This is a genomic window from Variovorax ginsengisoli (assembly GCF_030811835.1).
Classification (GTDB): Bacteria; Pseudomonadota; Gammaproteobacteria; order Burkholderiales; family Burkholderiaceae_C; genus Variovorax; species Variovorax ginsengisoli_C.
Genome location: NZ_JAUSRO010000002.1, coordinates 26,022 through 47,230, shown reverse-complemented (window position 1 = coordinate 47,230; position 21,209 = coordinate 26,022). Strand labels below are relative to the sequence as shown.

Annotated in this window: 18 protein-coding genes and 1 riboswitch; of the genes, 6 read left to right on the top strand and 12 right to left on the bottom strand. The window is 66.5% G+C overall.

Features of this window, described 5'->3' with window-relative positions; translation table 11 throughout:
• Positions 1-6 precede the first annotated feature (6 nt).
• Positions 7-717, bottom strand: coding sequence for an HAD family hydrolase (locus J2W36_RS02380; protein WP_307688073.1), 711 nt, complete (start codon positions 715-717; stop codon positions 7-9).
• A 151-nt stretch (positions 718-868) separates the two neighbouring features.
• On the opposite strand from J2W36_RS02380, the gene J2W36_RS02375 reads away from it, so the two are divergent.
• The 3 genes from J2W36_RS02375 (at position 869) to pntB (ending at position 5,511) form a co-directional block, all read left to right on the top strand.
• A complete protein-coding gene (locus J2W36_RS02375) occupies positions 869-2,347 on the top strand; it encodes an aldehyde dehydrogenase family protein (RefSeq protein WP_307688072.1) in 1,479 nt (492 codons plus the stop codon).
• Positions 2,348-2,449: 102 nt separating this feature from the next.
• Positions 2,450-4,072, top strand: coding sequence for a Re/Si-specific NAD(P)(+) transhydrogenase subunit alpha (locus tag J2W36_RS02370; protein WP_307688071.1), 1,623 nt, complete (start codon positions 2,450-2,452; stop codon positions 4,070-4,072).
• Between the two features lie 14 nt (positions 4,073-4,086).
• Complete coding sequence (gene pntB, locus J2W36_RS02365) at positions 4,087-5,511, top strand: Re/Si-specific NAD(P)(+) transhydrogenase subunit beta (RefSeq protein WP_307688070.1); 1,425 nt, start codon at positions 4,087-4,089, stop codon at positions 5,509-5,511.
• A 15-nt stretch (positions 5,512-5,526) separates the two neighbouring features.
• On the opposite strand, the gene thiC is transcribed toward pntB, so the two are convergent.
• From thiC to J2W36_RS02310, 11 genes are all read right to left on the bottom strand, one after another.
• The gene (gene thiC / locus J2W36_RS02360; protein WP_307688069.1) at positions 5,527-7,401 is read right to left on the bottom strand and encodes a phosphomethylpyrimidine synthase ThiC; all 1,875 of its coding nucleotides are present in this window, start codon (positions 7,399-7,401) and stop codon (positions 5,527-5,529) included.
• Between the two features lie 79 nt (positions 7,402-7,480).
• Positions 7,481-7,590, bottom strand: a riboswitch (TPP riboswitch).
• 3 nt (positions 7,591-7,593) lie between these two features.
• Complete coding sequence (locus J2W36_RS02355; protein WP_307688068.1) at positions 7,594-8,559, bottom strand: PAS domain-containing protein; 966 nt, start codon at positions 8,557-8,559, stop codon at positions 7,594-7,596.
• 27 nt (positions 8,560-8,586) lie between these two features.
• Positions 8,587-9,555 (bottom strand): VTT domain-containing protein, encoded by a 969-nt coding sequence (locus J2W36_RS02350; protein WP_307688067.1) that lies wholly within the window; start codon positions 9,553-9,555, stop codon positions 8,587-8,589.
• Positions 9,552-10,397 carry a DUF3047 domain-containing protein gene (locus J2W36_RS02345; protein ID WP_307688066.1) on the bottom strand — a complete coding sequence of 282 codons (846 nt, stop codon included), beginning with the start codon at positions 10,395-10,397 and terminating at the stop codon, positions 9,552-9,554. The genes J2W36_RS02350 and J2W36_RS02345 overlap by 4 nt, the downstream gene beginning before the upstream one ends.
• 86 nt (positions 10,398-10,483) lie before the next feature.
• Entirely contained in the window at positions 10,484-10,909 is a 426-nt protein-coding gene (locus J2W36_RS02340; protein WP_307688065.1) for a YchJ family protein, read from the bottom strand.
• A 39-nt stretch (positions 10,910-10,948) separates the two neighbouring features.
• Positions 10,949-12,079, bottom strand: coding sequence for an acyl-CoA dehydrogenase family protein (locus tag J2W36_RS02335; protein WP_307688064.1), 1,131 nt, complete (start codon positions 12,077-12,079; stop codon positions 10,949-10,951).
• A gap of 61 nt (positions 12,080-12,140) precedes the next feature.
• Positions 12,141-13,388, bottom strand: a complete 1,248-nt coding sequence (locus J2W36_RS02330; protein ID WP_307688063.1) for a glutamate carboxypeptidase — start codon at positions 13,386-13,388, stop codon at positions 12,141-12,143.
• A 25-nt stretch (positions 13,389-13,413) separates the two neighbouring features.
• Complete coding sequence (locus J2W36_RS02325) at positions 13,414-14,598, bottom strand: acetyl-CoA C-acyltransferase (RefSeq protein WP_307688062.1); 1,185 nt, start codon at positions 14,596-14,598, stop codon at positions 13,414-13,416.
• Between the two features lie 42 nt (positions 14,599-14,640).
• The gene (gene aceK, locus J2W36_RS02320) at positions 14,641-16,467 is read right to left on the bottom strand and encodes a bifunctional isocitrate dehydrogenase kinase/phosphatase (protein WP_307688061.1); all 1,827 of its coding nucleotides are present in this window, start codon (positions 16,465-16,467) and stop codon (positions 14,641-14,643) included.
• 5 nt (positions 16,468-16,472) lie between these two features.
• Positions 16,473-17,219: a carbonate dehydratase gene (gene can, locus J2W36_RS02315; protein ID WP_307688060.1), complete on the bottom strand. Its 747-nt coding sequence runs from the start codon at positions 17,217-17,219 to the stop codon at positions 16,473-16,475.
• 31 nt (positions 17,220-17,250) lie between these two features.
• On the bottom strand, positions 17,251-17,694 hold the full coding sequence (locus J2W36_RS02310) for a MerR family transcriptional regulator (protein ID WP_307688059.1): 444 nt from the start codon (positions 17,692-17,694) through the stop codon (positions 17,251-17,253).
• 167 nt (positions 17,695-17,861) lie between these two features.
• Between J2W36_RS02310 and J2W36_RS02305 the strand changes: the two genes are divergently transcribed.
• The 3 genes from J2W36_RS02305 (at position 17,862) to J2W36_RS02295 (ending at position 21,206) form a co-directional block, all read left to right on the top strand.
• Positions 17,862-18,944 (top strand): MBL fold metallo-hydrolase, encoded by a 1,083-nt coding sequence (locus J2W36_RS02305; RefSeq protein ID WP_307688058.1) that lies wholly within the window; start codon positions 17,862-17,864, stop codon positions 18,942-18,944.
• Positions 18,945-18,972: 28 nt separating this feature from the next.
• Entirely contained in the window at positions 18,973-20,322 is a 1,350-nt protein-coding gene (locus J2W36_RS02300; RefSeq protein WP_307688057.1) for a leucine-rich repeat-containing protein kinase family protein, read from the top strand.
• A gap of 110 nt (positions 20,323-20,432) precedes the next feature.
• The gene (locus tag J2W36_RS02295; protein ID WP_307688056.1) at positions 20,433-21,206 is read left to right on the top strand and encodes an SDR family oxidoreductase; all 774 of its coding nucleotides are present in this window, start codon (positions 20,433-20,435) and stop codon (positions 21,204-21,206) included.
• The last annotated feature ends 3 nt before the right edge of the window (positions 21,207-21,209 follow it).

The following is a 21,209-nucleotide window of genomic DNA, read 5'->3' as shown; positions in this document are numbered from 1 at the left end:
AGCGGCTCAGGTCGCTGTATCGGTTACAGCGCTTGCATCCCAGGCCGCCAGCACGTCGGGCAAGGCGGCCATGTCGGTGAAGAGATGGGCCACGCCGACGGCGCGCAGCGCCTCGGCGCTGCTGTGCCCCAGGCCGCCTGGGCAGTAGCCGAACACGGTCGCGCCGGCAGCCACGCCGGCGGTGGCGCCGGTCACGGTGTCCTCGATCACCGCGCAGCGCTTCGCATCGACGCCGAGCGCCTCGGCCGCGGCCAGATACACATCGGGAAAGGGCTTGGAGCGCGGCGTCTCGTGGCCGCTGAAGATGCGGCCTTCGAACGCGTCGCGGATCCCGATCTTGTCGAGCTGCAGTTCGATCTTGCGGCGGTCGGCGCCCGATGCACAGGCGATGTGCCCGTCGAGCTTCGCGTACAGCGCGCGCACGGCCGAGGGTGCGCCGGGAATCTCGACCAGCTCACGGTCGAGGGCTTCGTTGCGGCGCTGCCAGAAGCCGTGCAGCCATTCGGTGGTGATCGCAAAGCCGGTCTTCGCCAGGATGGTGGCCGCTTCGTCCTTGACGGCCTTGCCGAGAAAGACGCGCAAGGACTCCTCGGGCGTGATGTCCCAGCCGAGCTCACGCATCATCTGCGAGAGCACACGGGCGGTGATGGGTTCGGAGTCGACCAGCACGCCATCGCAGTCGAAGAGCACGGCGTCAAAGGGGAGTGTCAGCGTCATCTCCTCATGGTATCCAGATTTGTGACCCCTCACGACCGCACCGCTTTCCTTGATCCCGGTCAACAAGGCGGTTGGGCCTGCGACCTACAGTGACCTCGTGAACGCGTCGACGACGCGTACTGATGAATCTGTGCAATTCCAGGAGAACGCAGTGAAAGTTTCCGACCATATCGACAGCAGCTACCGTCTCTTCATCAATGGGGAATGGGTGGAAAGCGCGTCGGGCAAGACCTTCGATACCTTCAGCCCCTCTACCGGCGAGTTGCTGGCCCGTTGCGCCGCGGCCGATAAGGAGGACGTGGACGCCGCCGTTCGGGCGGCATGGGGGGCCTTTGCGAGCTGGCGGCACACCAGCCCCACGCAGCGGGCGGCCTACCTGACACGGATCGCCGATGCGATGGAGGCCAAGGCACAGCAGCTGGCCATGGTGGAGACGCTGGACAACGGCAAGCCCATTCGGGAGACGACAGGGGTGGATGTGCCCCTTGCCATCGACCACTTCCGCTACTTCGCTGCCGCGATTCGCACCGAGGAAGGGAGCTCCACGCTGCTCGACAAGGACACGCTGAGCCTGGTGATGCGTGAGCCGCTGGGGGTGGTGGGGCAGATCATTCCGTGGAACTTCCCGCTGCTCATGGCGGCGTGGAAGATCTCGCCCGCGTTGGCTGCAGGCAACTGCATCGTGATCAAACCCTCTTCCGACACGCCGCTGAGCCTGCTGGAACTGGCCAAGATCATGGCCGACATCCTGCCCAAAGGCGTGGTCAACGTGATCACCGGCAAGGGCTCCACGACAGGCGACTACATGCTGCAGCATGAAGGCTTTCGCAAGCTGGCGTTCACCGGCTCCACCGAAATCGGCTACACGGTGGCTGAAGCCGCTGCCAAAAAGCTCATTCCTGCGACGCTGGAACTGGGCGGCAAGTCCGCCAACATCGTCTTCCCCGACGCGCCCTGGGACAAAGCCATCGAGGGCGTGCAGCTGGGCATTCTGTTCAATCAGGGACAGGTCTGCTGCGCCGGCTCGCGCCTCTTCGTCCATGCGGACATCTACAACCGGTTCGTGGATGAAACCGTCCAGGCTTTCAACAACGTCCATGTGGGTCTGCCCTGGCTCGATGCCACGCAGATGGGACCACAGGTCAACCGCAAGCAACTCGACGGCATCCTGTCGTATGTCGACATCGGCCGCCAGGAAGGCGAGGTGCTCGCCGGCGGCACGGCGGTGACGGACGGCGAGCTCGCTAAAGGATGCTTCATGCGCCCGACCCTCATTGCGGTGAAGAACAACAAGGCACGCCTTTCGCAGGAGGAAATCTTCGGCCCGGTGGCGACCGTGGTGAAGTTCACCGACGTGGACGAAGTCATCTCCATGGCCAACGACAGCGAATACGGGCTGGCAGGCGCCGTCTGGACACGCGACCTCAACCGCGCACTGCGTGTCGCCATGGGCGTGGAGACCGGCCGGATGTGGATCAATACCTACAACCAGCTGCCCGCGCATGCGCCGTTCGGCGGCTACAAGAAATCGGGCATCGGACGGGAGAACCACAAGATGATGCTCGACCACTATTCGCAGTGCAAGAACATCTTCATCAGCATGGCCGAGTCCAAAGTCGGCCTGTATTGAGACCGGCGGCCGCTGCCATGTCACCAGGCGCCGCCTGATCTGCGAGCGGCGCCGTCCATCCTGACGGATCTTCCCGCTGGACGGGTCGAGGAGTTTTCCCCCATGCAAGAAGTGCTCGTGCCTGCCGGCGAATTGCCGCAGGCGGATGTCCAGCGCATCGGTGTTCCGCGTGAAATCTTCCCCGGCGAGAAGCGCGTGGCCACCGTGCCCGAGGTCGTGGAGAAGCTCATCAAGCTCGGTTTCAAGGTGGCGGTGGAATCCGGCGCCGGTGAACAGGCCGATTTCGACGACGAGGCCTATCGCGCTGCAGGGGCGCAGATCGTGCAGGGCGCCGCTGCGCTGTGGTCCATGTCGGACATCGTGTTCAAGGTGCGCGCGCCGGCGCCCGATGAAGTCGCCCTCCTGCGCCAAGGCGGGACATTGGTCAGTTTCATCTGGCCAGCGCAGAACCCGGACCTGATGCAATTGCTGGCCGCCCGCCAAGCCACGGTGCTGGCGATCGACAGCATGCCGCGCATCTCGCGCGCGCAGAAGAACGACGGCCTGTCGTCCATGTCCAACGTGGCGGGCTACCGGGCGGTCATCGAGGCCGCCTATCATTTCGGCCGCTTCTTCACTGGCCAGATCACGGCTGCGGGAAAGGTGCCGCCTGCCAAGGTGTTCGTCATTGGCGCGGGTGTGGCGGGCCTGGCGGCCATCGGTGCAGCCGCGGGCCTGGGCGCCATCGTGCGGGCCAACGACACCCGCCCCGAGGTGGCCGACCAGATTGCCTCGCTGGGCGGCGAGTACGTGCCCGTGGACTATGTCGAGGAAGGCTCAGGCGTGGGCGGCTACGCCAAGGTCATGAGTGAAGGCTTCCAGAAGGCGCAGAAAGCGGCTTTCGCCCAGCAGGCGCGCGAGGTGGACATCATCATCACGACCGCCCTCATCCCCGGCAAGCCTGCGCCCCAGCTCATCACGGCCGAGATGGTGCAGTCGATGAAGCCCGGCAGCGTGATCGTGGACATGGCGGCCGAGCAAGGCGGCAACTGCGAACTCACCGAGCCAGGCCGGGTGGTGGTGCGGCACGGGGTGACCCTCATTGGCTACACCGATCTGCCGGGTCGTCTGCCCAAGCAGGCCAGCACGCTGTATGCCACCAACCTGTGGCGTTTCTCGGAAGACCTGTGCAAAGCCAGGAACGGGCATTACGTCGTTGACATGGATGACGAAGTCATCCGGGGCGCGACGGTCATCCACCAGGGCCACATCACCTGGCCGCCTCCCGCGCCCCAACTGTCCGCAGCACCTGCTGTCACGGCCCGGCCCGTGGCCGCCGTGACCCCACCCCAGCCGACGCACGACGCACAGAGCGAGTCCATGGCAGGCCGCAAGCTGGCCCTCGTGTTCGCTCTGGCAGCCGTCGCGTTCTGGTTCGTGGGGGCCCATGCGCCAGAGGAATTCCTGTCGCACTTCACCGTGTTCGTGCTGGCCTGCTTCGTGGGCTACATGGTGGTCTGGAACGTCAAGCCCGCATTGCACACGCCCTTGATGAGCGTCACCAACGCCATCAGCAGCATCATCGTCATCGGCGCGCTGGTGCAGATATCGCCCGGCAACAGCCCGGCGGGCGGATCTCGCGGCCTGATCACCTGGGTGGCCGCAGCGGCCGTGGTGCTGACCGCCATCAACATGTTTGGCGGCTTCGCCGTGACGCGACGCATGCTGGCCATGTTCCGCAAATAAGCAAAAGGCGCTGCATGTCTTCAAGCCTTGCCACGGTCGCCTACATCGGCGCGACCATTCTTTTCATCCTGAGCCTGAGCGGTCTGTCCAACCAGGCGACCGCGCTGCGCGGCAACCTGTACGGCATGGTCGGCATGACGATCGCCGTGCTGGCCACCGTGCTGGGTCCGCAGGTCACGGCAGCGGGCCTGCCCTGGATTGCCGGTGCGATGCTCATCGGCGGCACCATCGGCCTGTATGCCGCGCGCACGGTGAAGATGACGCAAATGCCCGAACTGGTGGCCTTGATGCACAGCTTGGTGGGGCTGGCGGCCATGCTTGTCGGCTTCGCCACTTTCATGGACCCGGCAGCCGGCGATGTCGCACCGAGCACGGCCCACACCATCCACGCGCTGGAGATCTACATCGGCATCTTCATCGGCGCGGTCACCCTGTCGGGCTCGGTGATTGCGTTTGGCAAGTTGTCCGGCCGCATCGGCGGCAGTCCGGTGCTGCTGCCGGGGCGCAATGCGCTCAACCTGATCGCGCTGTTGCTGGTCATCTGCCTGGGGTACGTCTTTCTGCAATCGCCCGACACCCGGTCCGGCCTGTGGCCGCTGGCTGGCATGACGCTCCTGGCCCTGTTGTTCGGCGTGCACATGGTCATGGCCATCGGCGGGGCGGACATGCCGGTGGTGGTGTCGATGCTCAACAGCTATTCCGGCTGGGCTGCAGCGGCGACGGGCTTCATGCTGTCCAACGATCTGCTCATCGTGGTCGGTGCGCTGGTGGGCTCCAGCGGCGCCATCCTGTCGTCCATCATGTGCAAGGCGATGAACCGCAGTTTCATCAGTGTCATTGCCGGAGGCTTCGGCACCAGCAGCACGCCCAAGCCCGCGTCGGGTGCCGCCGGCACGGCACAGCCTCAGGGCGAGATCACGCCCGTGACTGCGCAGCAAACCGCCGAACTCCTGCGTGCGGCCAAGTCGGTGATCATCGTTCCGGGCTACGGCATGGCCGCCGCACAATCGCAGCACACGGTGTCCGAGATCAGCAAACTCCTGCGCCAGAAGGGCGTGAACGTGCGCTTTGGCATTCATCCGGTGGCCGGGCGCATGCCGGGGCACATGAATGTGCTGCTCGCGGAAGCCAAGGTTCCGTATGACATCGTGTTCGAGATGGACGAACTCAACCAGGACTTCCCGAACACCGATGTGGCCCTGGTCATCGGCGCCAACGACATCGTCAACCCCGCCGCCCAGGACGACCCCGGCAGCCCCATTGCCGGCATGCCCGTCCTCGAAGTCTGGAAAGCCAGGGTCAGCATCGTCATGAAGCGCAGCATGGCCTCTGGCTACGCCGGCGTCGACAACCCGCTTTTCTACAAGGCGAACAACCGCATGCTGTTCGGAGATGCCAAGGCGATGCTGGACGCCGTGCTCGAGGCGCTGAAAGCCTGAGACGCTTTCAGCGCGTCACGGCGATTGCGGTGCCGCCGGCTGGATCGGGATGTACATCTCGCCGCCACCCGCCTTGAATTCGTCGGACTTCGCGCTCATGCCGGCCGCTGCGTACTCGCGCACCTCCTGCGTGATCTTCATGGAGCAGAACTTCGGCCCGCACATCGAACAGAAGTGCGCGACCTTGCTCGCGTCCTTGGGCAGCGTCTCGTCATGGAACGCACGTGCGGTGTCCGGGTCGAGGCCCAGGTTGAACTGGTCCTGCCAGCGGAACTCGAAGCGCGCCTTGCTCAGCGCGTCGTCACGCGAACGCGCGCCCGGATGCCCCTTGGCGATGTCGGCCGCATGCGCAGCGATCTTGTACGCGATGATCCCCTGCTTGACGTCGTCACGGTCGGGCAGGCCCAGGTGCTCCTTGGGCGTGACGTAGCAGAGCATCGCGGTGCCGGCCCAGCCGATCATGGCCGCGCCGATGGCGCTGGCGATGTGATCGTAGCCCGGGGCGATGTCGATGGTCAGCGGGCCGAGCGTGTAGAACGGCGCCTCGTGGCAATGCTTGAGCTGCTCGTCCATGTTGGCCTGGATCAGGTGCATTGGCACATGGCCGGGGCCCTCGATCATGGTCTGCACATCGTGCTTCCAGGCGATCTGCGTGAGCTCGCCCAGCGTGCGCAGCTCCGCGAACTGGGCTTCGTCGTTGGCATCGGACGCGCAGCCCGGGCGCAGACCGTCGCCGAGCGAGAAGCTCACGTCATAGGCCTTCATGATCTCGCAGATCTCCTCGAAGTGCGTGTAGAGGAAGCTCTCCTGGTGGTGTGCGATGCACCACTTGGCCATGATCGAGCCGCCGCGCGAGACGATGCCCGTCATGCGGTTGGCCGTGAGGTGGATGAAGGGCAGCCGCAGCCCCGCGTGGATGGTGAAATAGTCGACGCCCTGCTCCGCCTGCTCGATCAGCGTGTCGCGGTAGAGCGCCCACGTGAGGTCTTCGGCCACGCCGCCGACCTTCTCGAGCGCCTGGTAGATCGGCACCGTGCCGATGGGTACCGGCGAGTTGCGCACGATCCAGTCGCGCGTGGTGTGGATGTTCTTGCCGGTGCTCAGGTCCATCACGTTGTCGGCGCCCCAGCGGATCGCCCAGACCAGCTTGTCGACCTCTTCCTCGATGCTGGAAGTCACGGCCGAATTGCCGATGTTGGCGTTGATCTTGACCTTGAAGTTGCGGCCGATGGCCATCGGCTCCACCTCGGGGTGGTTGATGTTGGCCGGGATGATCGCGCGGCCGCGCGCCACCTCGTCGCGAACGAACTCGGGCGTGATGATCTTCGGGATCGAAGCACCCATCGGATTGCCGCGCAGCCGGGCTTCGCGGGTGGCATCGGCCTGGTACTCGGCCATCCACTCGCGCCGGCCGTTTTCACGCAACGCCACATATTCCATCTCGGGCGTGACGATGCCGCGGCGCGCGTAGTGCATCTGCGTCACGTTGGCGCCCGACTTCGCGCGGCGCGGGGTGCGCTGCAGCGCAGCGGCTTGCGCGCGCAGGCTGGCAATGCGCGCGTCCTCGGCGCTGGACATGCGTTCGCCGTTCTTCACGCCATCGTCGAGCACGGCGCGCAGACGGCCTTCGTAGCTTTCGGTGTCGCTGCGCTCGGCGATCCAGGCGCTACGCACATCGGGCAGGCCGCGGCGCACGTCGATCTCGGCCATCGGGTCGGTGTAGGGGCCGGAGGTGTCGTAGAGCGAGATGACCTCGCCGTTGGTCAGCGACACGTCGCGCACCGGAACGCGCAGGTCGGGCCGGCTGCCGACGATGGCACCCTTGCAGGAGGCGGGAAAAGGCTCGCGCGTCAGCGTGAGAAGGGAAACGAACTTGTCCGGGGCATTCATGTGGGCACTCCTTCGGTTTGAAAAGGGTGCTCCGCATTCGCCCGTCACGCGCCGCGAGGCCGTGGATTGGCCTGGGGCACGCAACAGTTGCAGCTCTTCTTCCGCCGGTATTAACCGGTTCAAGTTCGCGGGTTCGGCGATCGATTTCGCCATCTCAGCACGACTGTACGTGCGCCCCGGAGCGGGCCAATTCTAGGCCGCCGGGGGCTCGGGCGTCCAGTGCGGCGGCGAGCGCGCTGCCAATTGCGCCTCCAGTTCGGCAATGCGCGCCCGCGCCTGATCCAGCGCCTGCGCCAGCGCGGCCACCCGGTCGTGCGCGGGGTCCGCCGCCATGACCGCCCTCTCGGCCCCGGCCAGATGGCGGTTCACGCTGATCTCCTGCGCCGTGCCGTGCAGGGAGACGATGCGCCCACTCCTGTCCCTGTCCGCCCGGCCGCGCGCGTCGAGCCAGCCACGGCGACCACGTGAATCGATGAACTCGAGCTCGAGCGCGTACGGCTCACCCAACCGGATGGCGCGGTCTACCACCACGACCAGCCGCAGCCAGCTCTCGGGCGTGTACAGGCTCGCATGTGCAGGGAACCCGGGTGGCGGCTGGTCGGGCGGAAGGCCGTAGATCGCGTAGAGCTGGTGCGACCAGGTGGTGACGTCGTTCTCCACGTCGTATTCCCAGCTGCCGATACGCCCGACACCCTGCGCCTGCCGCAGGTTCGCCTCACTCTTCTGCAACAGCTGTCGCGCCTGCTCGGTTTCCTCGACCTGCACGCGCAACTGCGCCTGAATGTCGTGGAGCCTGCTCACGTCGGTGACCTGTACGACGAAACCCAGCACCTTGCCGTTGACGATGTGCGGCAGGTAGTTCACCAGCCCGGCGCGGCCAGGGTGCTGGGGGTCCGACATCATCCGGTCGAACTCCTGCGGCACGCCGCTCAGCACACCACGGATGTACGGCTCGGTCCGTGCGAAGTTCTCGGGGCCCAACAGGTCGCGCAGCGAACTGCCGAACAGATGCGAGGCCTTCACGCCGAACCACTGCTCGTAGGCGCGGTTGGCAAAGCGGCACTGCAACTCGCTGTCCCAGTAAGACAGCATCGTGGGAAGCACGTCGAGGATCGCCCAGACCGGGTCGTTGAACTCGTTGAATGGCAGGTCAACCAAGGCGCCGCTCCTTCCACATACCCAGCTTCAGGTCATCCACGCGGCTGCAGCCGGACGCGGATCGGTCTCGGTGTGCGGTGGTTCGTCGCTCGCGACCCAGGCGTCGAGTCCGCCGGCAAGCACGCGGACGCGCGGCAGGCCACCGGCCATCAGCACACGTGCAGCGGCGATCGCCGACGCATCGGCGGGGCAGTCACAGAACACCACCACAGCACGTCCGTTCGAAAGCTGCCCGACCTGGTCAGGCAGATGCCCGAAGTCGATGTGCAGCGCGCCGGGAATGGCACGCGGATCGATCGCGCGGGACTGCGTCGTGCGCACGTCCACCACCACCGGCGCCCCTGCGCCGGCCAGTGCAAGGCGCAGTTCGTCGACAGCGATGAGGTCGATGTCGTCGACGCGCCGTGCGAGGCGGCGCTGGTGATAGCGCCAGGCCAGGAAGGCCGCCAGCGCCACAGCCAGTACCACGAGCGCACCCAATCCGATATTCGACAGCACCGCCAGCACATCGTTGATCGTCGAGTGGAACAACCGTCCGACCAGCAGCAAGCCCAGCGTCCAGATCAGCGCGCCCACTGTTTCGTAGACCAGGAAGCGCCGCATCGACATGCCCAGCGCACCGGCCATTGGCGGGGCGACGACCGAGACGCCTGGCACGAACTTGGCCGCAATCAGCGACAGGCCGCCCCAGCGCCCGAGAATGGATTCGCTGCGCTTGACGCAGGAGTCGGCCGACAGCGAAATGCGGCACAGCAGGCGCATGACGCGGTAACCCCAACGCCGCCCGGCCAGGAACCACACCCCATCGCCAAGGATGTTGGCGAACACGGCAGCCAGTGCCACGGCGACCCAAGACACCTGCCCGCCGAAGGACAGTCCGCCAGCCACGATCAGGAACGGAACGGCCGGCACGGGCGCACCGATCCGCGCGGCCAGCGTCACGAGAAACACCACGGCAATGCCGTGCCCGGCAAGCAGTGCGAGCAGATCGTTCACGGCGCAGTGCCCGGGGCGGCGCCTGCAGGCCCGACCACCGGGGGATGAACGGCCCATGGACCCCGCAGGTCGATGTCCGAGAAATAGGCCAGGCCGTGGCCATGCGTGTTGTCGGCGTCGGCCGAGACGGCGACGGCCACTACGTCGGGCAGCGTGTCACCCGCCTCGGTCCCGAAGGCCCTGCGGTAGTCCGCCAGCACGCTGCGGCGCTCGGACAACCAGCCGCCGGGCGTCGCGCCCGATTCAAGGACCAGCATGCGCATGCGCTGGGTGAAGGCGTTGACCAGCAGGGTGTCCTTGGCCTCCCGGTTGTCCCAGACATAGCACAGGACCTCGCTGGGAATGTCTTCACCGGTGCTGCTGCGGGCCAGTGCCAGCCGGGCGCGCTCACCGAACGACAGGCGCTCGACCGCCAGGTCGAAGAACACGCAGAGCTTGGCGGCACCATCGTCGCCCGCGCGGGTGCGCAGGTCGGCGCCCTGTACGAACTCGTCGACGCGCCAGCGCCAGGCCAGCGACGTGCCAGGGCCGAGCACCACCTGTGTGGGATGCACCAGGTTGCCGTAGGACTGATCGGCCTCCACCCTCAACACATGCTGGCCGTCCGGCTGCGTCGTCACGTCGAAACGGGTCGGTGCCTTGTGCGGCAAGGTGGTGAAGCGCCAGGGTGCCGGCGGCTGAGCGCCCTGCGCGTTCGAGAACGGTACGAGCCGGTTGGCGTCCTGCGCCAAGGCGGCTGGCGCTGCGAAGGCCCCCCACAGCGCGGCGCCCGCCAGCAACCACGCCCTTGCAGCAGCAAGCGGCCAGAGATGCGGCGGATGAAAGCGAATGCGAACGGTCATGGCGCGAGTGTGAGGGCTCAGGACACGTGGAGGAATACGCCGAAAGTAACTACAGCGTTGTTAGGGCAGACACAATCGCGCCGCGATCAACGCCGATCGCCGTCGATGTAGTACCAACGCTCTCCTGCTCGCACGAAACGGCTGCGTTCGTGCAGGCGTGTCGCCACGCCGGCCAGGCTGCGCTGGCGCGCGACGAATTCGACTTCGGCATGGTCGGCGTCGAGCACCGAGCGTGAGCGCACGTCCAGCCCGAGCCACTTCACGCCGGGCTCGAACTCGACGACCGCCGGACGATGCTCCGCTTCCCAGGTGGCGAGCAGGTAATCGGCGCGCTCGCGCACGAACGCGGTGTAGCGCGAGCGCATCAGCGATTCCGCATCGGGCGCTGGCACGGCATCGAAATCGTCGAGGTAGCGGCCGCAGCACAGCGCATAGGCAATCGGCTTGTCGCGCCGGTCGGTGCGACCACAAGGACAAGGACCGGCGGAGGAGGGGATGGGGCTGCTGCTCATGACGGGCTCCATTGGAACACCAAAGGCACCACGCAGGGCTCAGGCCAGCGCACGCTGGATCAGCAGCTTCTGGATGTCCGAGGTGCCTTCATAGATCTGGCAGACCCGCACGTCCCGGTAGATGCGTTCCAGCGGAAAGTCGTTGACATAGCCGTAACCGCCCAGCGTCTGGATGGCGGCGCTGCACACGCGCTCGGCCATTTCGCTGGCGAACAGCTTGGCCATGGCCGCTTCCTTGAGGCACGGCCGGCCGGCGTCGCGCAGGCTCGCGGCATGCCAGATGAGCTGGCGTGCGGCCTCCAGCTGCGTGGCGCAATCGGCCAGCCGGAAGCCGACGGCCTGCTGGTCGAAGATGGCGCCACCGAAGGCCTGGCGTTCCTTGGCATAGGCCAGCGCCACGTCGAACGCGCTGCGCGCCATGCCTACGCTCTGCGCGGCGATGCCGATGCGGCCTCCTTCCAGCGCGCCCAGCGCGATCTTGTAGCCCTCGCCCTCCTGACCGATCAGGTTTTCGGCAGGAATGCGGCAGGCGTCGAAGTTGATCTGCGCGGTGTCGCTGCTGTGCTGGCCCAGTTTGTCCTCCAGCCGCGCGACCGTGTAGCCCGGTGCGTCGGTCGGCACCAGGAACGCGCTCATGCCCTTCTTGCCGGCTGCCTTGTCGGTCATGGCGATGACGATGGCCACCTGCCCATTCTTGCCGCTGGTGATGAACTGCTTGACGCCGTCGATCACGTAGCCGTCAGCCGTCTTCCTGGCCGTCGTGCGCAGGCTCGACGCGTCGCTGCCGGCCTGCGGCTCGGTCAGGCAGAAGGCGCCCAGCATCTTTCCCTGCGCAAGCGGCTGCAGCCACTGCTTTTTCTGCTGCGCGCTGCCGTAGCGCATGAGGATGGCGTTGACCGGGCAGTTGGTCACGCTGATGGCCGTGCTGGTGCCGCCGTCACCGGCCGCGATCTCCTCGAGCACCAGCGCGAGCGTGAGGTAGTCAAGGCCAGCGCCTCCGTCCTCCTCGGGCACGCAGATGCCGTAGGCACCCAGCGCGGCCAAGCCCTGGTGTGCGGCCTTCGGGAACGCGTGCTCGCGGTCCCAGGCCGGCGCGTGCGGCCAGAGCTCCGCCTGGGCGAAGTCACGCACCGCATCGCGAATGGCTTCCTGGTCGGGTGTCAGCAGCATGAGGCGTCCTTTGTCTCGTTCATCGTTCTTGTGGGTCGCAATCCGCCGGGCCGGTACCAGCTTACTTGCCGGCGCCGAGGTCCATGATCATGCGCGTGGCCAGGTACAGGCGACGGGGAATCGCATCGATCATCACGTACTCGGCCTTGTCGCTGTGGTAGCCGAAGCCCGGCAGGCCCAGGCTCTCGATCACCGGCTTGCCGGCCAGCGCCGCATAGGCCGCGTCGGTGCCACCGCCCGTGCGCTCGTCGATGGCAAGCGTGCCGCCGGCTTCCTTGTAGAAGCCAACCGCCTTGTCGATGAGCGCGCGGCCGCCCTCGCCCGCGTTGAAGGCCGGACGCCCACGGGTGACGACGATGGCGACTTCGGCACCCGGCACCTTCTTGGCCTGCGCGCGCTCCTCCAGCGTCTTCATGGCGACCTCGAAATCCTCGTTGCGTGCGTAGCGCACGTCGGCGTTCACGGTGGCGCTGTCGGGAATGATGTTGTTGACCGCACCGCCCTTGATGATGGTCCAGTTGAAGCGCAGCCCCTTGGCCTTGTCGTCGAGGTCCATCGTGCGCAGCACCAGGTCGGAGGCTTCCACCACGGCATTGACGCCGAGCTCGGGCGCCGCGCCGGCATGGGACGCCTTGCCCTTGATGTTGGCCTGCACGTAGGCAATGCCCGAGGTGCCCATCGACAGGCTCTCGCGTTCGGCCGCGGTCGGCTCGAAGGACAGCACGTAGTCCGCCAGCTTCGCCTCCTCCTGGATCAGGTCGCGCGAACCGAAAGAACCCTTTTCCTCATCGGTGTTGAAGAGCACGGTGATGGAGCCGAATTCTCGAAAGCCATAGGTCTTGAGCAGCCTGAGCGTGTGCAGGATGACCGCGTTGCCACCCTTGTCGTCGGCGATGCCGGGGCCATACGCCTTGTTGCCTTCCACGCGAAACGGCGCCTTGGCGAGCGTGCCCTTCAGGTAGACGGTGTCCATGTGCGACATCAGCAGCAGGTTCTTGCCGCCGCGCCCCTTGAGCTTGCCCACGATGTTGTCGCCGACGGCCAGGCCCGCGGCCTTGTGGCGTGTGACCGTGAAGCCGAGCGACTTGAGTTCGGCCTCGAAGTACTTGCCGGCGCTTTCCATGCCCTCGGCATTGCCGGTGCCGGTTTCGATGTTGACCAGTTGCTCCAGCGTCTTGAGCACGGCGGGCTGTTCGTTGGTGGCCGCCTCGAAGAGCACGTTGTCGCGCTTCTGCGCCCAGGCCGCAGGGGCGAGCAGCGCCGCACCCATCAGGGTCGCGATCAGGGAACGGTGAAAAGACAAGGGCATGAAGACTCCGGTTCGACGATTCATTTCAGATCAATTCGATGGCGACGGCAGTGCCTTCACCGCCGCCGATGCACAGCGTGGCCACGCCACGCCGCTTGCCACGCGCCTTGAGCGCATGGATGAGAGTCACGATGATGCGCGCACCGCTGGCACCGATCGGATGGCCCAGCGCGCACGCACCGCCATTCACGTTCACGATGTCATGCGAGACGCCCAGCTCGTGCATGAGCGCCATCGGCACCACGGCAAAGGCTTCGTTGACTTCCCACAGATCGACGTCCTTGACGCTCCAGCCGGTCTTCTCGAACAGCTTGTGCACGGCACCGACCGGCGCGGTCGAGAACCATTCGGGCTGTTGCGCGTGCGTGGCATGGCCGACGATGCGTGCGATGGGCGTGGCGCCGACCTTCTGCGCATGCCGCGCGGTGGTCATCACCAGCGCAGCTGCGCCGTCGTTGATCGACGAACTCGACGCCGCCGTGATGGTACCGCCCTCTTTCTTGAAGGCGGTCTTGAGCGTGCGGATCTTGTCGAGCTTGACCTTGCCCGGACCTTCGTCCACCGAGATCACGGTGTCGCCCGCGCGGCCCTTGACGGTGACCGGCGCAATCTCTTCCTTGAACGCGCCCGACTCGGTGGCGGCACGCGCACGTTCGACGCTGGCAATGGCGAAGGCGTCCTGCTGCTCGCGCGTGAACTGGTACTTGGCCGCGCAGTCCTCGCCGAAGGTGCCCATCGAGCGGCCCGGCTGGTAGGCGTCTTCCAGGCCGTCGAGCATCATGTGGTCGAACAGCCGGTCGTGGCCCATGCGGTAACCGCCGCGGCCCTTGAGCATCAGGTAGGGCGCGTTGGTCATGCTCTCCATGCCGCCGGCCACCATCACGTCGTGCGTGCCGGCCAGCAGCATGTCGTGCGCGAGCATTGCGGCCTTCATGGCCGAGCCGCACATCTTGCTGAGCGTGACGGCGCCGGCGCTGTCGGGCAGCCCGCCCTTGTAGGCCGCCTGGCGCGCGGGCGCCTGGCCCTGGCCGGCCATCAGGCAGTTGCCGAAAAGCACTTCGCCCACGGTGTCAGGCCGGATGCCCGCACGCGCGATGGCGGCCTGGATGGCGACGCCGCCCAGATCGTGGGCCGCGAGCGCGCTGAAGTCGCCCTGAAAGCCGCCCATGGGGGTGCGCGCGGCGCCGATGATGACGATGGATTCGGACATGGTGAGGTCTCCTTTTGAATTTGAAAGCAAACTGAAATGGTGTCAGGGCGACGTCGTGCAGTCTCGGTCTTCATGCGCGAAGCGCTGCGCGTCGTCGTAGGGGAACACATCGAGCATCTGTCCGGCCTGGATGCGCTGCTTGTGGCGCTGCCAGAAGGCGGGGTCGAGCAGATCGGCGTGGTGGGCCATGAAGGCTTCGCGCACCCGTTCGTTGCCCAGCAGGAACGGCGCGAAGGTTTCGGGGAACACGTCCTTCGGTCCGACCGCGTACCAGACCTCGCCGCTCATCTCTTCCTCTTCGTTGCGTGGTTCAGGCACCTTGCGGAAGTTGCAGTCGGTCAGATACTCGATCTCGTCGTAGTCGTAGAAAACGACCTTGCCATTGCGCGTGACACCGAAGTTCTTCCAGAGCATGTCGCCCGGAAAGATGTTCGCCGCCACCATGTCCTTGATCGCGTTGCCGTACTCGATGACCGCCTGTGCCAGTTGCGCCTGCGCGCGCTCGGCCTGCGCCGGACTCTCGGGCTCGGCCAGGATGTCGAAGGCTTCCTTCAGGTAGATGTTCAGCGGGATCATGCGGCGCTCGATGTACACGTGCCTGAGCACCAGCTCCATCTCCCCGTTGCCGTCGCGGTCGCCGATCTCCATCTGGCTGGGCGCGAAGGTGCGGATTTCCTCGACCAGTGCGGGGTCGAAACGGTCCAGCGGAAAGCCCACGTCGCTGTACTCCAGCGTATCGGCCATGCGGCCTACGCGGTCATGCTGCTTGACCAGCAGGTACTTGCCCTTGATCTGCTCGCGCGTCGTCTCCTTCTGCGGCGGATAGAAGTCCTTGATGACCTTGAACACGTACGGAAACGATGGCAGGTCGAACACCAGCATGACCATGCCCTTGATGCCGGGCGCGATGCGAAAGCGGTCGCTGCTGTAGTTCAGGTGCGAGAGGAAGTCGCGGTAGAACAGCGTCTTGCCCTGCTTGGCCAGCCCCAGCGCGTTGTAGATCTCGGCGCGCGGCTTGCGCGGCATGAGCGAACGCAGGAACTGCACGTAGGCCGACGGCACCTCCATGTCGACCATGAAATAGGCGCGCGCAAAGCTGAAGAGGATCTGCAGGTCGTCTTCGCCGAACAGCATGGCGTCGACATGGAAGCGCCGCTGCGCATCGTGCAGGATCGGCAGCGCAAAGGGCAGTTCGGTGTAGCCGTTGATGACCTTGCCCACCACGTACGCGCCCTTGTTGCGAAAGAACAGGCTGGCGAGCACCTGCAGCTGGAAATTGGCGCGCAGCTTGACGTGCTGCAGGCGCGCCATCACCGCCTGCGCGATGCGCGTGGCGTCACGCGGGGCATCGGCGAAGCGGCCCTGCAGCGCGTAGTCCGCGAGCAGCCGCTCGATGGTCGCGGGCAGCGTCTCGGGCTGCGGGTAATAGGCGCGGTAGGTAGGTGCATCGCGCGACTCGATGTATTCCGTGCTGATGGCGGGCCGCACGAAGATGAAGTCGTTCTGGAAGTACGCGCGGTGCAGGATCTTGGTCGTCACGGAGTTGAAGAAACTCTCGCCGAGTTCGGGCTGGTGGTGATTGACCATGAGCCCGATGAAATGCAGCTTGACCTGGTGCCAGACGTCCATGGGCTGTTCACCCGCCTTGAACTCCTTTTCCAGGCGCGCCACGGCCTCGCCCACCCGCAGGTCGTAGAACTCGATGCGCTCGCGCTGTCCGCGCTGCTGTCCGTGCCAGTCGGCGGTCTCGAAGCGGTGCTTGGCACGCGCAGACTCCGCACGAAACAACCGGTAGTGCCGGTTGAAGCCGTCGATCAGCGCCTTCGCGATGTCGTAGGCCAGCGGGGAGTCCAGGCGTTGCGGAAACATGGCGCCTACGAGCCGTTGGCGGCTTCCCCGGCTTCCTTGGCGTCCCTGGCTTCCTTGACCGCCTCGATGGCCGCCGCGGCCGCTGGCTCCGGCGGCTTGCCCCACTTGTAGCGGATGCGCTGAACAGCCGCGCGATACAGGTTCTCCAATGGCTTGGTGCCGTCGACGGTCAGCGCGAGGTCCTGGATCAGGCCGTCGTGCACGCCGAAGGCCCAGCCGTGGATCGTGACCTTCTGGTCGCGGCTCCAGGCATCGACCATCACGGTGCTGACCGCCACGTTGATCACCTGCTCGGCCACGTTGAGCTCGCACAGCGCGTTGGCACGCGCCTCGGGCGGCAGCGTGTCGAGCATCACGCGATGCCGGTCGCGCACATCCTGGATGTGGCGCAGCCAGTTGTCGGCCAGGCCGATGCGTGCACCTTCGAGCGCGGCCTGCACGCCCGAGCAGCCGTAGTGGCCGACCACCATGATGTGCTCGACCTTCAGGCGTTCGACCGCGAACTGGATGGCCGACAGCGCGTTGAGGTCGGAATGCACCACGATGTTCGCCACGTTGCGGTGCACGAACACTTCACCCGGCTCCAGGCCCGTGATCTGGTTGGCCGGCACGCGGCTGTCGGAACAACCGATCCACATGTACTTGGGCGTCTGCTGCTTGACCAGGTTGGTGAAGAAGCCGGGGCGCTCGCGTTCCATCTGGGAAGACCAGGCACGGTTGTGGGCGAAGAGATCGTCGAGTGAATGTGGCATGGCGGTATTGTCAGCGAGGGGGCAGTGCTTGTCAGGCGGGCCTGCGTTTGCGCACGGGGGAGGCCGTTACGGCCAGTGCGGCCTGGGACGGGGTGCGGGCGAGCATGGCGCGCGCCTGCTTCTCCTGCGCGCGTACTTCGGCCAGGTTGGCTTCGAGTTCGGCCAGTTGCGCCTCCAGCTGCGCCCGGTGCGCGCCCAGCACGCCCAGAAACTTCTCGAGCTGCGCGGCTGTGTCGCGCGGGCTGTCGTACAGGTCCAGGATGTCCTTGGCCTCGCTCAGGCTCAGCCCGAGCCGCTTGGCACGCAACGTGAGCGTCAGGCGCGCCCGGTCGCGCGCTGTGTAGACACGCTGCAGCCCGCTCGTGCCCGTGCGCGCCGGTGCCAGCAGGCCCTTGTCCTCGTAGAAGCGGATCGCACGCGTGGTGAGATCGAACTCGCGGGCCAGCTCGCGGATCGTGAAGGTCTGGGTCGGCATGGCGTCTGGGAGGTCCAGGACAGGAACGCGAAGGAGAGAAAACGAAGAAGGGGAAGACCAGAAAGCGCCACGGGAGAAAGGTGCGTAGCCGGCGCGACAGCAGCCTGACTGCGTCGTGCCTACAATGAACGCTTCCACCATGACGTTTACGTCAACGTCAATCTTACATGAACGATCTCGAACGCGAACTCCACTACCCGCTGGGCGACACGCTGCCCGACACCGGCCGCACGATCGAGGTCGCCCCCGGGGTGCGCTGGATCCGCATGGGGCTGCCCTTTGCACTCAACCACATCAACCTCTGGCTGCTGCGCGACACCGTGCGCGGTGTCGAGGGCTGGACGGTGGTCGACTGCTGCATCGATCACGAAGCGTCGCGCGCCCAGTGGGAGCAGATCTTCGAGAACGAGCTGCAGGGCCTGCCGATCCTTCGCGTCATCGTCACCCACATGCACCCCGACCATATCGGCCTGGCCCACTGGCTGTGCGCCCGGTGGAACGCGCCGATGTGGATCAGCTCCACCGACTACTACGTCGCGCGCCACCTCACGCAACCCGGCGCCGCCGACAACGGCGCGGGTGGGGTGGTTGCGGCCGATTTTTTCGCCGCGCACGGCCTGACCGACCCGGACTCGCTCGACAAGATCCGCGCGCGCACGCACTACTACCGCAGCATGGTGCCCGCGCTGCCGGGCACGTTCGTGCGCCTGCTCGACGGCGCCACCGTGCAGGTCGGCGGGCGGGCCTGGCGCTGCATCGACGGCTATGGCCACGCGCCGGAACACATGGCGCTGTACTGCGAGGAAACCAATGTGCTGATCGGCGGCGACATGATGCTGCCGCGCATTTCCACCAACGTGAGCGTGCATGCCGACGAGCCCGAGGCCAATTCGCTGCGGCTGTTCCTCGACAGCATCGTGAAATACACGGCGCTGCCGGCCGACGTGCTCGCGCTGCCCTCGCACGGCAAGCCGTTCAAGGGGGTGCACCGGCGCGTCGCGCAATTGCAGGCGCACCACCGCGACCGCCTGGCCGAAATGCTGGCGGGCTGCGCCGAGCGACCGCTGAGCGCGGCCGAAGCGTTGCCATTGATGTTCAAGCGCGAACTCGACCTGCACCAGATGACCTTCGCCATGGGCGAAACACTGGCCCACCTGCACCTGCTGTGGTTCGAAGGCCAGCTGCGCCGTGCGCACGGCGCCGACGGCGTCTACCGCTTCAGCACCACCGAAGGCCAGTCAGCGCAGTGACCGCGCGGTGTGCGATGCTCGCGGGCGCATGCACACTCCTTCCTCTTCCAGCCCCGCCAGCCCACTCAGCCAATTGCGTTCGGGTGCGCTCGCCGGCACCCGGCGGCTCGACCTGTCCTGCGGACTCACCGAGTTCCCGCCGGAAATCTTCTCGCTGGCCGATTCGCTTGAGATCCTGAACCTCTCGGGCAACGCCCTGCGCAGCCTGCCCGACGACCTGCACCGGCTGCATCGCCTGCGCGTGATCTTCTGCTCCGACAACCCGTTCACCGAACTGCCGGTCGCGCTGGGCGCCTGCGAGCGGTTGGAGATGATCGGTTTCAAGGCCAACCGCATCCGCCATGTGGCCGCGCAGGCGCTGCCTCCCGCACTGCGCTGGCTGATCCTCACCGACAACGACATTGCCGAGTTGCCCGACGCGCTCGGCGCCCGACCGCGGCTGCAAAAGCTCATGCTGGCGGGCAACCGGCTCACCGCGCTGCCCGGCACGCTGGCCGCCTGCACCAGCCTCGAACTGCTGCGCATCGCTGCCAATGGCTTCGAGGTGCTGCCGTCCTGGTTGCCGGCGATGCCGCGGCTGTCCTGGCTCGCGTGCTCGGGCAACCCGTTCAACGCAGCGGCCGAAGCGCAGGCACTGGCCGTGCATCCGATTCCCGCGGTCGACTGGTCGCAGATCGAACTCGATGCGCTGCTCGGCGAAGGGGCCTCCGGCCGGATCTACCGTGCGCACCATAGTGCCCCCGGCGTGGCACCCGCCACGGTGGCCGTGAAATTGTTCAAGGGCGCCATCACCAGCGATGGCCGACCTGACAGCGAAATGGCCGCCTGCATCGCGGCGGGCACGCACCCCAACCTCATCGGCGTGCGCGGGCGCATCACCGGGCATCCCGAAGGCACGCAGGGCCTCGTGATGCGGTTGATCGACCCCTCTTTCCGCGTGCTGGCCGGCCCGCCGTCGTTCGCCTCGTGCACGCGCGACGTCTACGCCGGCACCACCCGCTTCACGCCTGGCGTCGCGCTGCGCCTGGCCACCGGCATTGCCGCGGCCGCGGCACACCTGCATGCGCGCGGCATCCTGCACGGCGACCTGTACGCGCACAACATCCTCTGGAACGACACGGGCGACGCACTGCTCGGCGACTTCGGCGCGGCCTCCTTCTTCGACGTGCGGCAACCGGCCGATGCCACGCGCACCGAGGTGCGCGCCTTCGGCTGCCTGCTCGAGGAACTCCTCGAACGCTGCGATGCAGGCAACGATGCTGCCGCAGATGCCGCAAGGTCGACGATGACCCGCCTGCAGGCGCACTGCCTGGCCGACGATCCGGCCGCACGCCCGTCGATGGCACAGGTTCATGCGCAACTGCTGCAGGCCGCCTGAGCGATCTGCGGGGGCTGGCGCCTTGGCGACGGCATCGCCGCGCCCGCGCCCCTAAGCTGCGGCGCCAGGCATCCGCCGCACACCCAACCATACCCATCCAGGAGACAACCATGGACACCTCCCGCCTCTTTTCGCTCCAGGGCCGCAGCGCGCTCATCACCGGCGGCTCGCGCGGCATCGGCCGCATGATCGCCGAAGGCTTTCTGGCGCAAGGCGCGCGCGTCTACATCTCGGCGCGCAAGGCCGCCGCCTGCGACCAGGCGGCCAAGGAACTGTCGGCCTTCGGTACGTGTGTGTCGCTGCCGGCGGACGTGTCGACCGTCGAGGGCGCCCACGCGCTGGTCGAAGCCTATGCCAGGCACGAAGACCGCCTGGACATCCTGGTGAACAACGCCGGGGCCGCCTGGGGCGCGCCCTACGACGACTTTCCGGAAAGCGGCTGGGACAAGGTGGTCGACCTGAACCTGAAGGCGCCCTTCTTCCTGACCCAGGCACTCACGCCCATGCTCAAGAAGGCGGCCACCGACCACCTGGCCAAGGTGATCAACATCGCCTCGATCGACGGCATTTCGGTCAATCCGCTGGAAACCTATTCGTACGCCGCCAGCAAGGCCGGCCTGATCCATCTGACCCGCCGCATGGCGCTGCGCCTGGCGCAGGACCGCATCGCCGTGACCGCCATCGCGCCCGGCGCGTTCGCCTCCGACATGAACAAGGAGGCGCGCGACCACGGCGACGAGGTCAAGGGCCGCATTCCGGCCGGCCGCATCGGCGAGCCGGAAGACATGGCCGGCGCCGCCATCTTCCTGGCCTCGCGCGCGGGCGACTATGTGATGGGCTCGACGCTGGTGGTCGATGGCGGGGTGATCCACAGCGGCCGCTGACCC

Excerpts from the sequence above, each read along its gene's own strand:
- J2W36_RS02370 (WP_307688071.1), top strand. The coding sequence starts at position 2,450 with ATGCAAGAAGTGCTCGTGCCTGCCGGCGAATTGCCGCAGGCGGATGTC.
- J2W36_RS02330 (WP_307688063.1), bottom strand. The coding sequence starts at position 13,388 with ATGCCCTTGTCTTTTCACCGTTCCCTGATCGCGACCCTGATGGGTGCG.
- aceK (WP_307688061.1), bottom strand. The coding sequence starts at position 16,467 with ATGTTTCCGCAACGCCTGGACTCCCCGCTGGCCTACGACATCGCGAAG.
- J2W36_RS02380 (WP_307688073.1), bottom strand. The coding sequence starts at position 717 with ATGACGCTGACACTCCCCTTTGACGCCGTGCTCTTCGACTGCGATGGC.
- J2W36_RS02325 (WP_307688062.1), bottom strand. The coding sequence starts at position 14,598 with ATGTCCGAATCCATCGTCATCATCGGCGCCGCGCGCACCCCCATGGGC.
- J2W36_RS02300 (WP_307688057.1), top strand. The coding sequence starts at position 18,973 with ATGCACACTCCTTCCTCTTCCAGCCCCGCCAGCCCACTCAGCCAATTG.
- can (WP_307688060.1), bottom strand. The coding sequence starts at position 17,219 with ATGCCACATTCACTCGACGATCTCTTCGCCCACAACCGTGCCTGGTCT.
- J2W36_RS02345 (WP_307688066.1), bottom strand. The coding sequence starts at position 10,397 with ATGACCGTTCGCATTCGCTTTCATCCGCCGCATCTCTGGCCGCTTGCT.
- J2W36_RS02310 (WP_307688059.1), bottom strand. The coding sequence starts at position 17,694 with ATGCCGACCCAGACCTTCACGATCCGCGAGCTGGCCCGCGAGTTCGAT.
- pntB (WP_307688070.1), top strand. The coding sequence starts at position 4,087 with ATGTCTTCAAGCCTTGCCACGGTCGCCTACATCGGCGCGACCATTCTT.
- thiC (WP_307688069.1), bottom strand. The coding sequence starts at position 7,401 with ATGAATGCCCCGGACAAGTTCGTTTCCCTTCTCACGCTGACGCGCGAG.
- J2W36_RS02305 (WP_307688058.1), top strand. The coding sequence starts at position 17,862 with ATGAACGATCTCGAACGCGAACTCCACTACCCGCTGGGCGACACGCTG.
- J2W36_RS02340 (WP_307688065.1), bottom strand. The coding sequence starts at position 10,909 with ATGAGCAGCAGCCCCATCCCCTCCTCCGCCGGTCCTTGTCCTTGTGGT.
- J2W36_RS02335 (WP_307688064.1), bottom strand. The coding sequence starts at position 12,079 with ATGCTGCTGACACCCGACCAGGAAGCCATTCGCGATGCGGTGCGTGAC.
- J2W36_RS02295 (WP_307688056.1), top strand. The coding sequence starts at position 20,433 with ATGGACACCTCCCGCCTCTTTTCGCTCCAGGGCCGCAGCGCGCTCATC.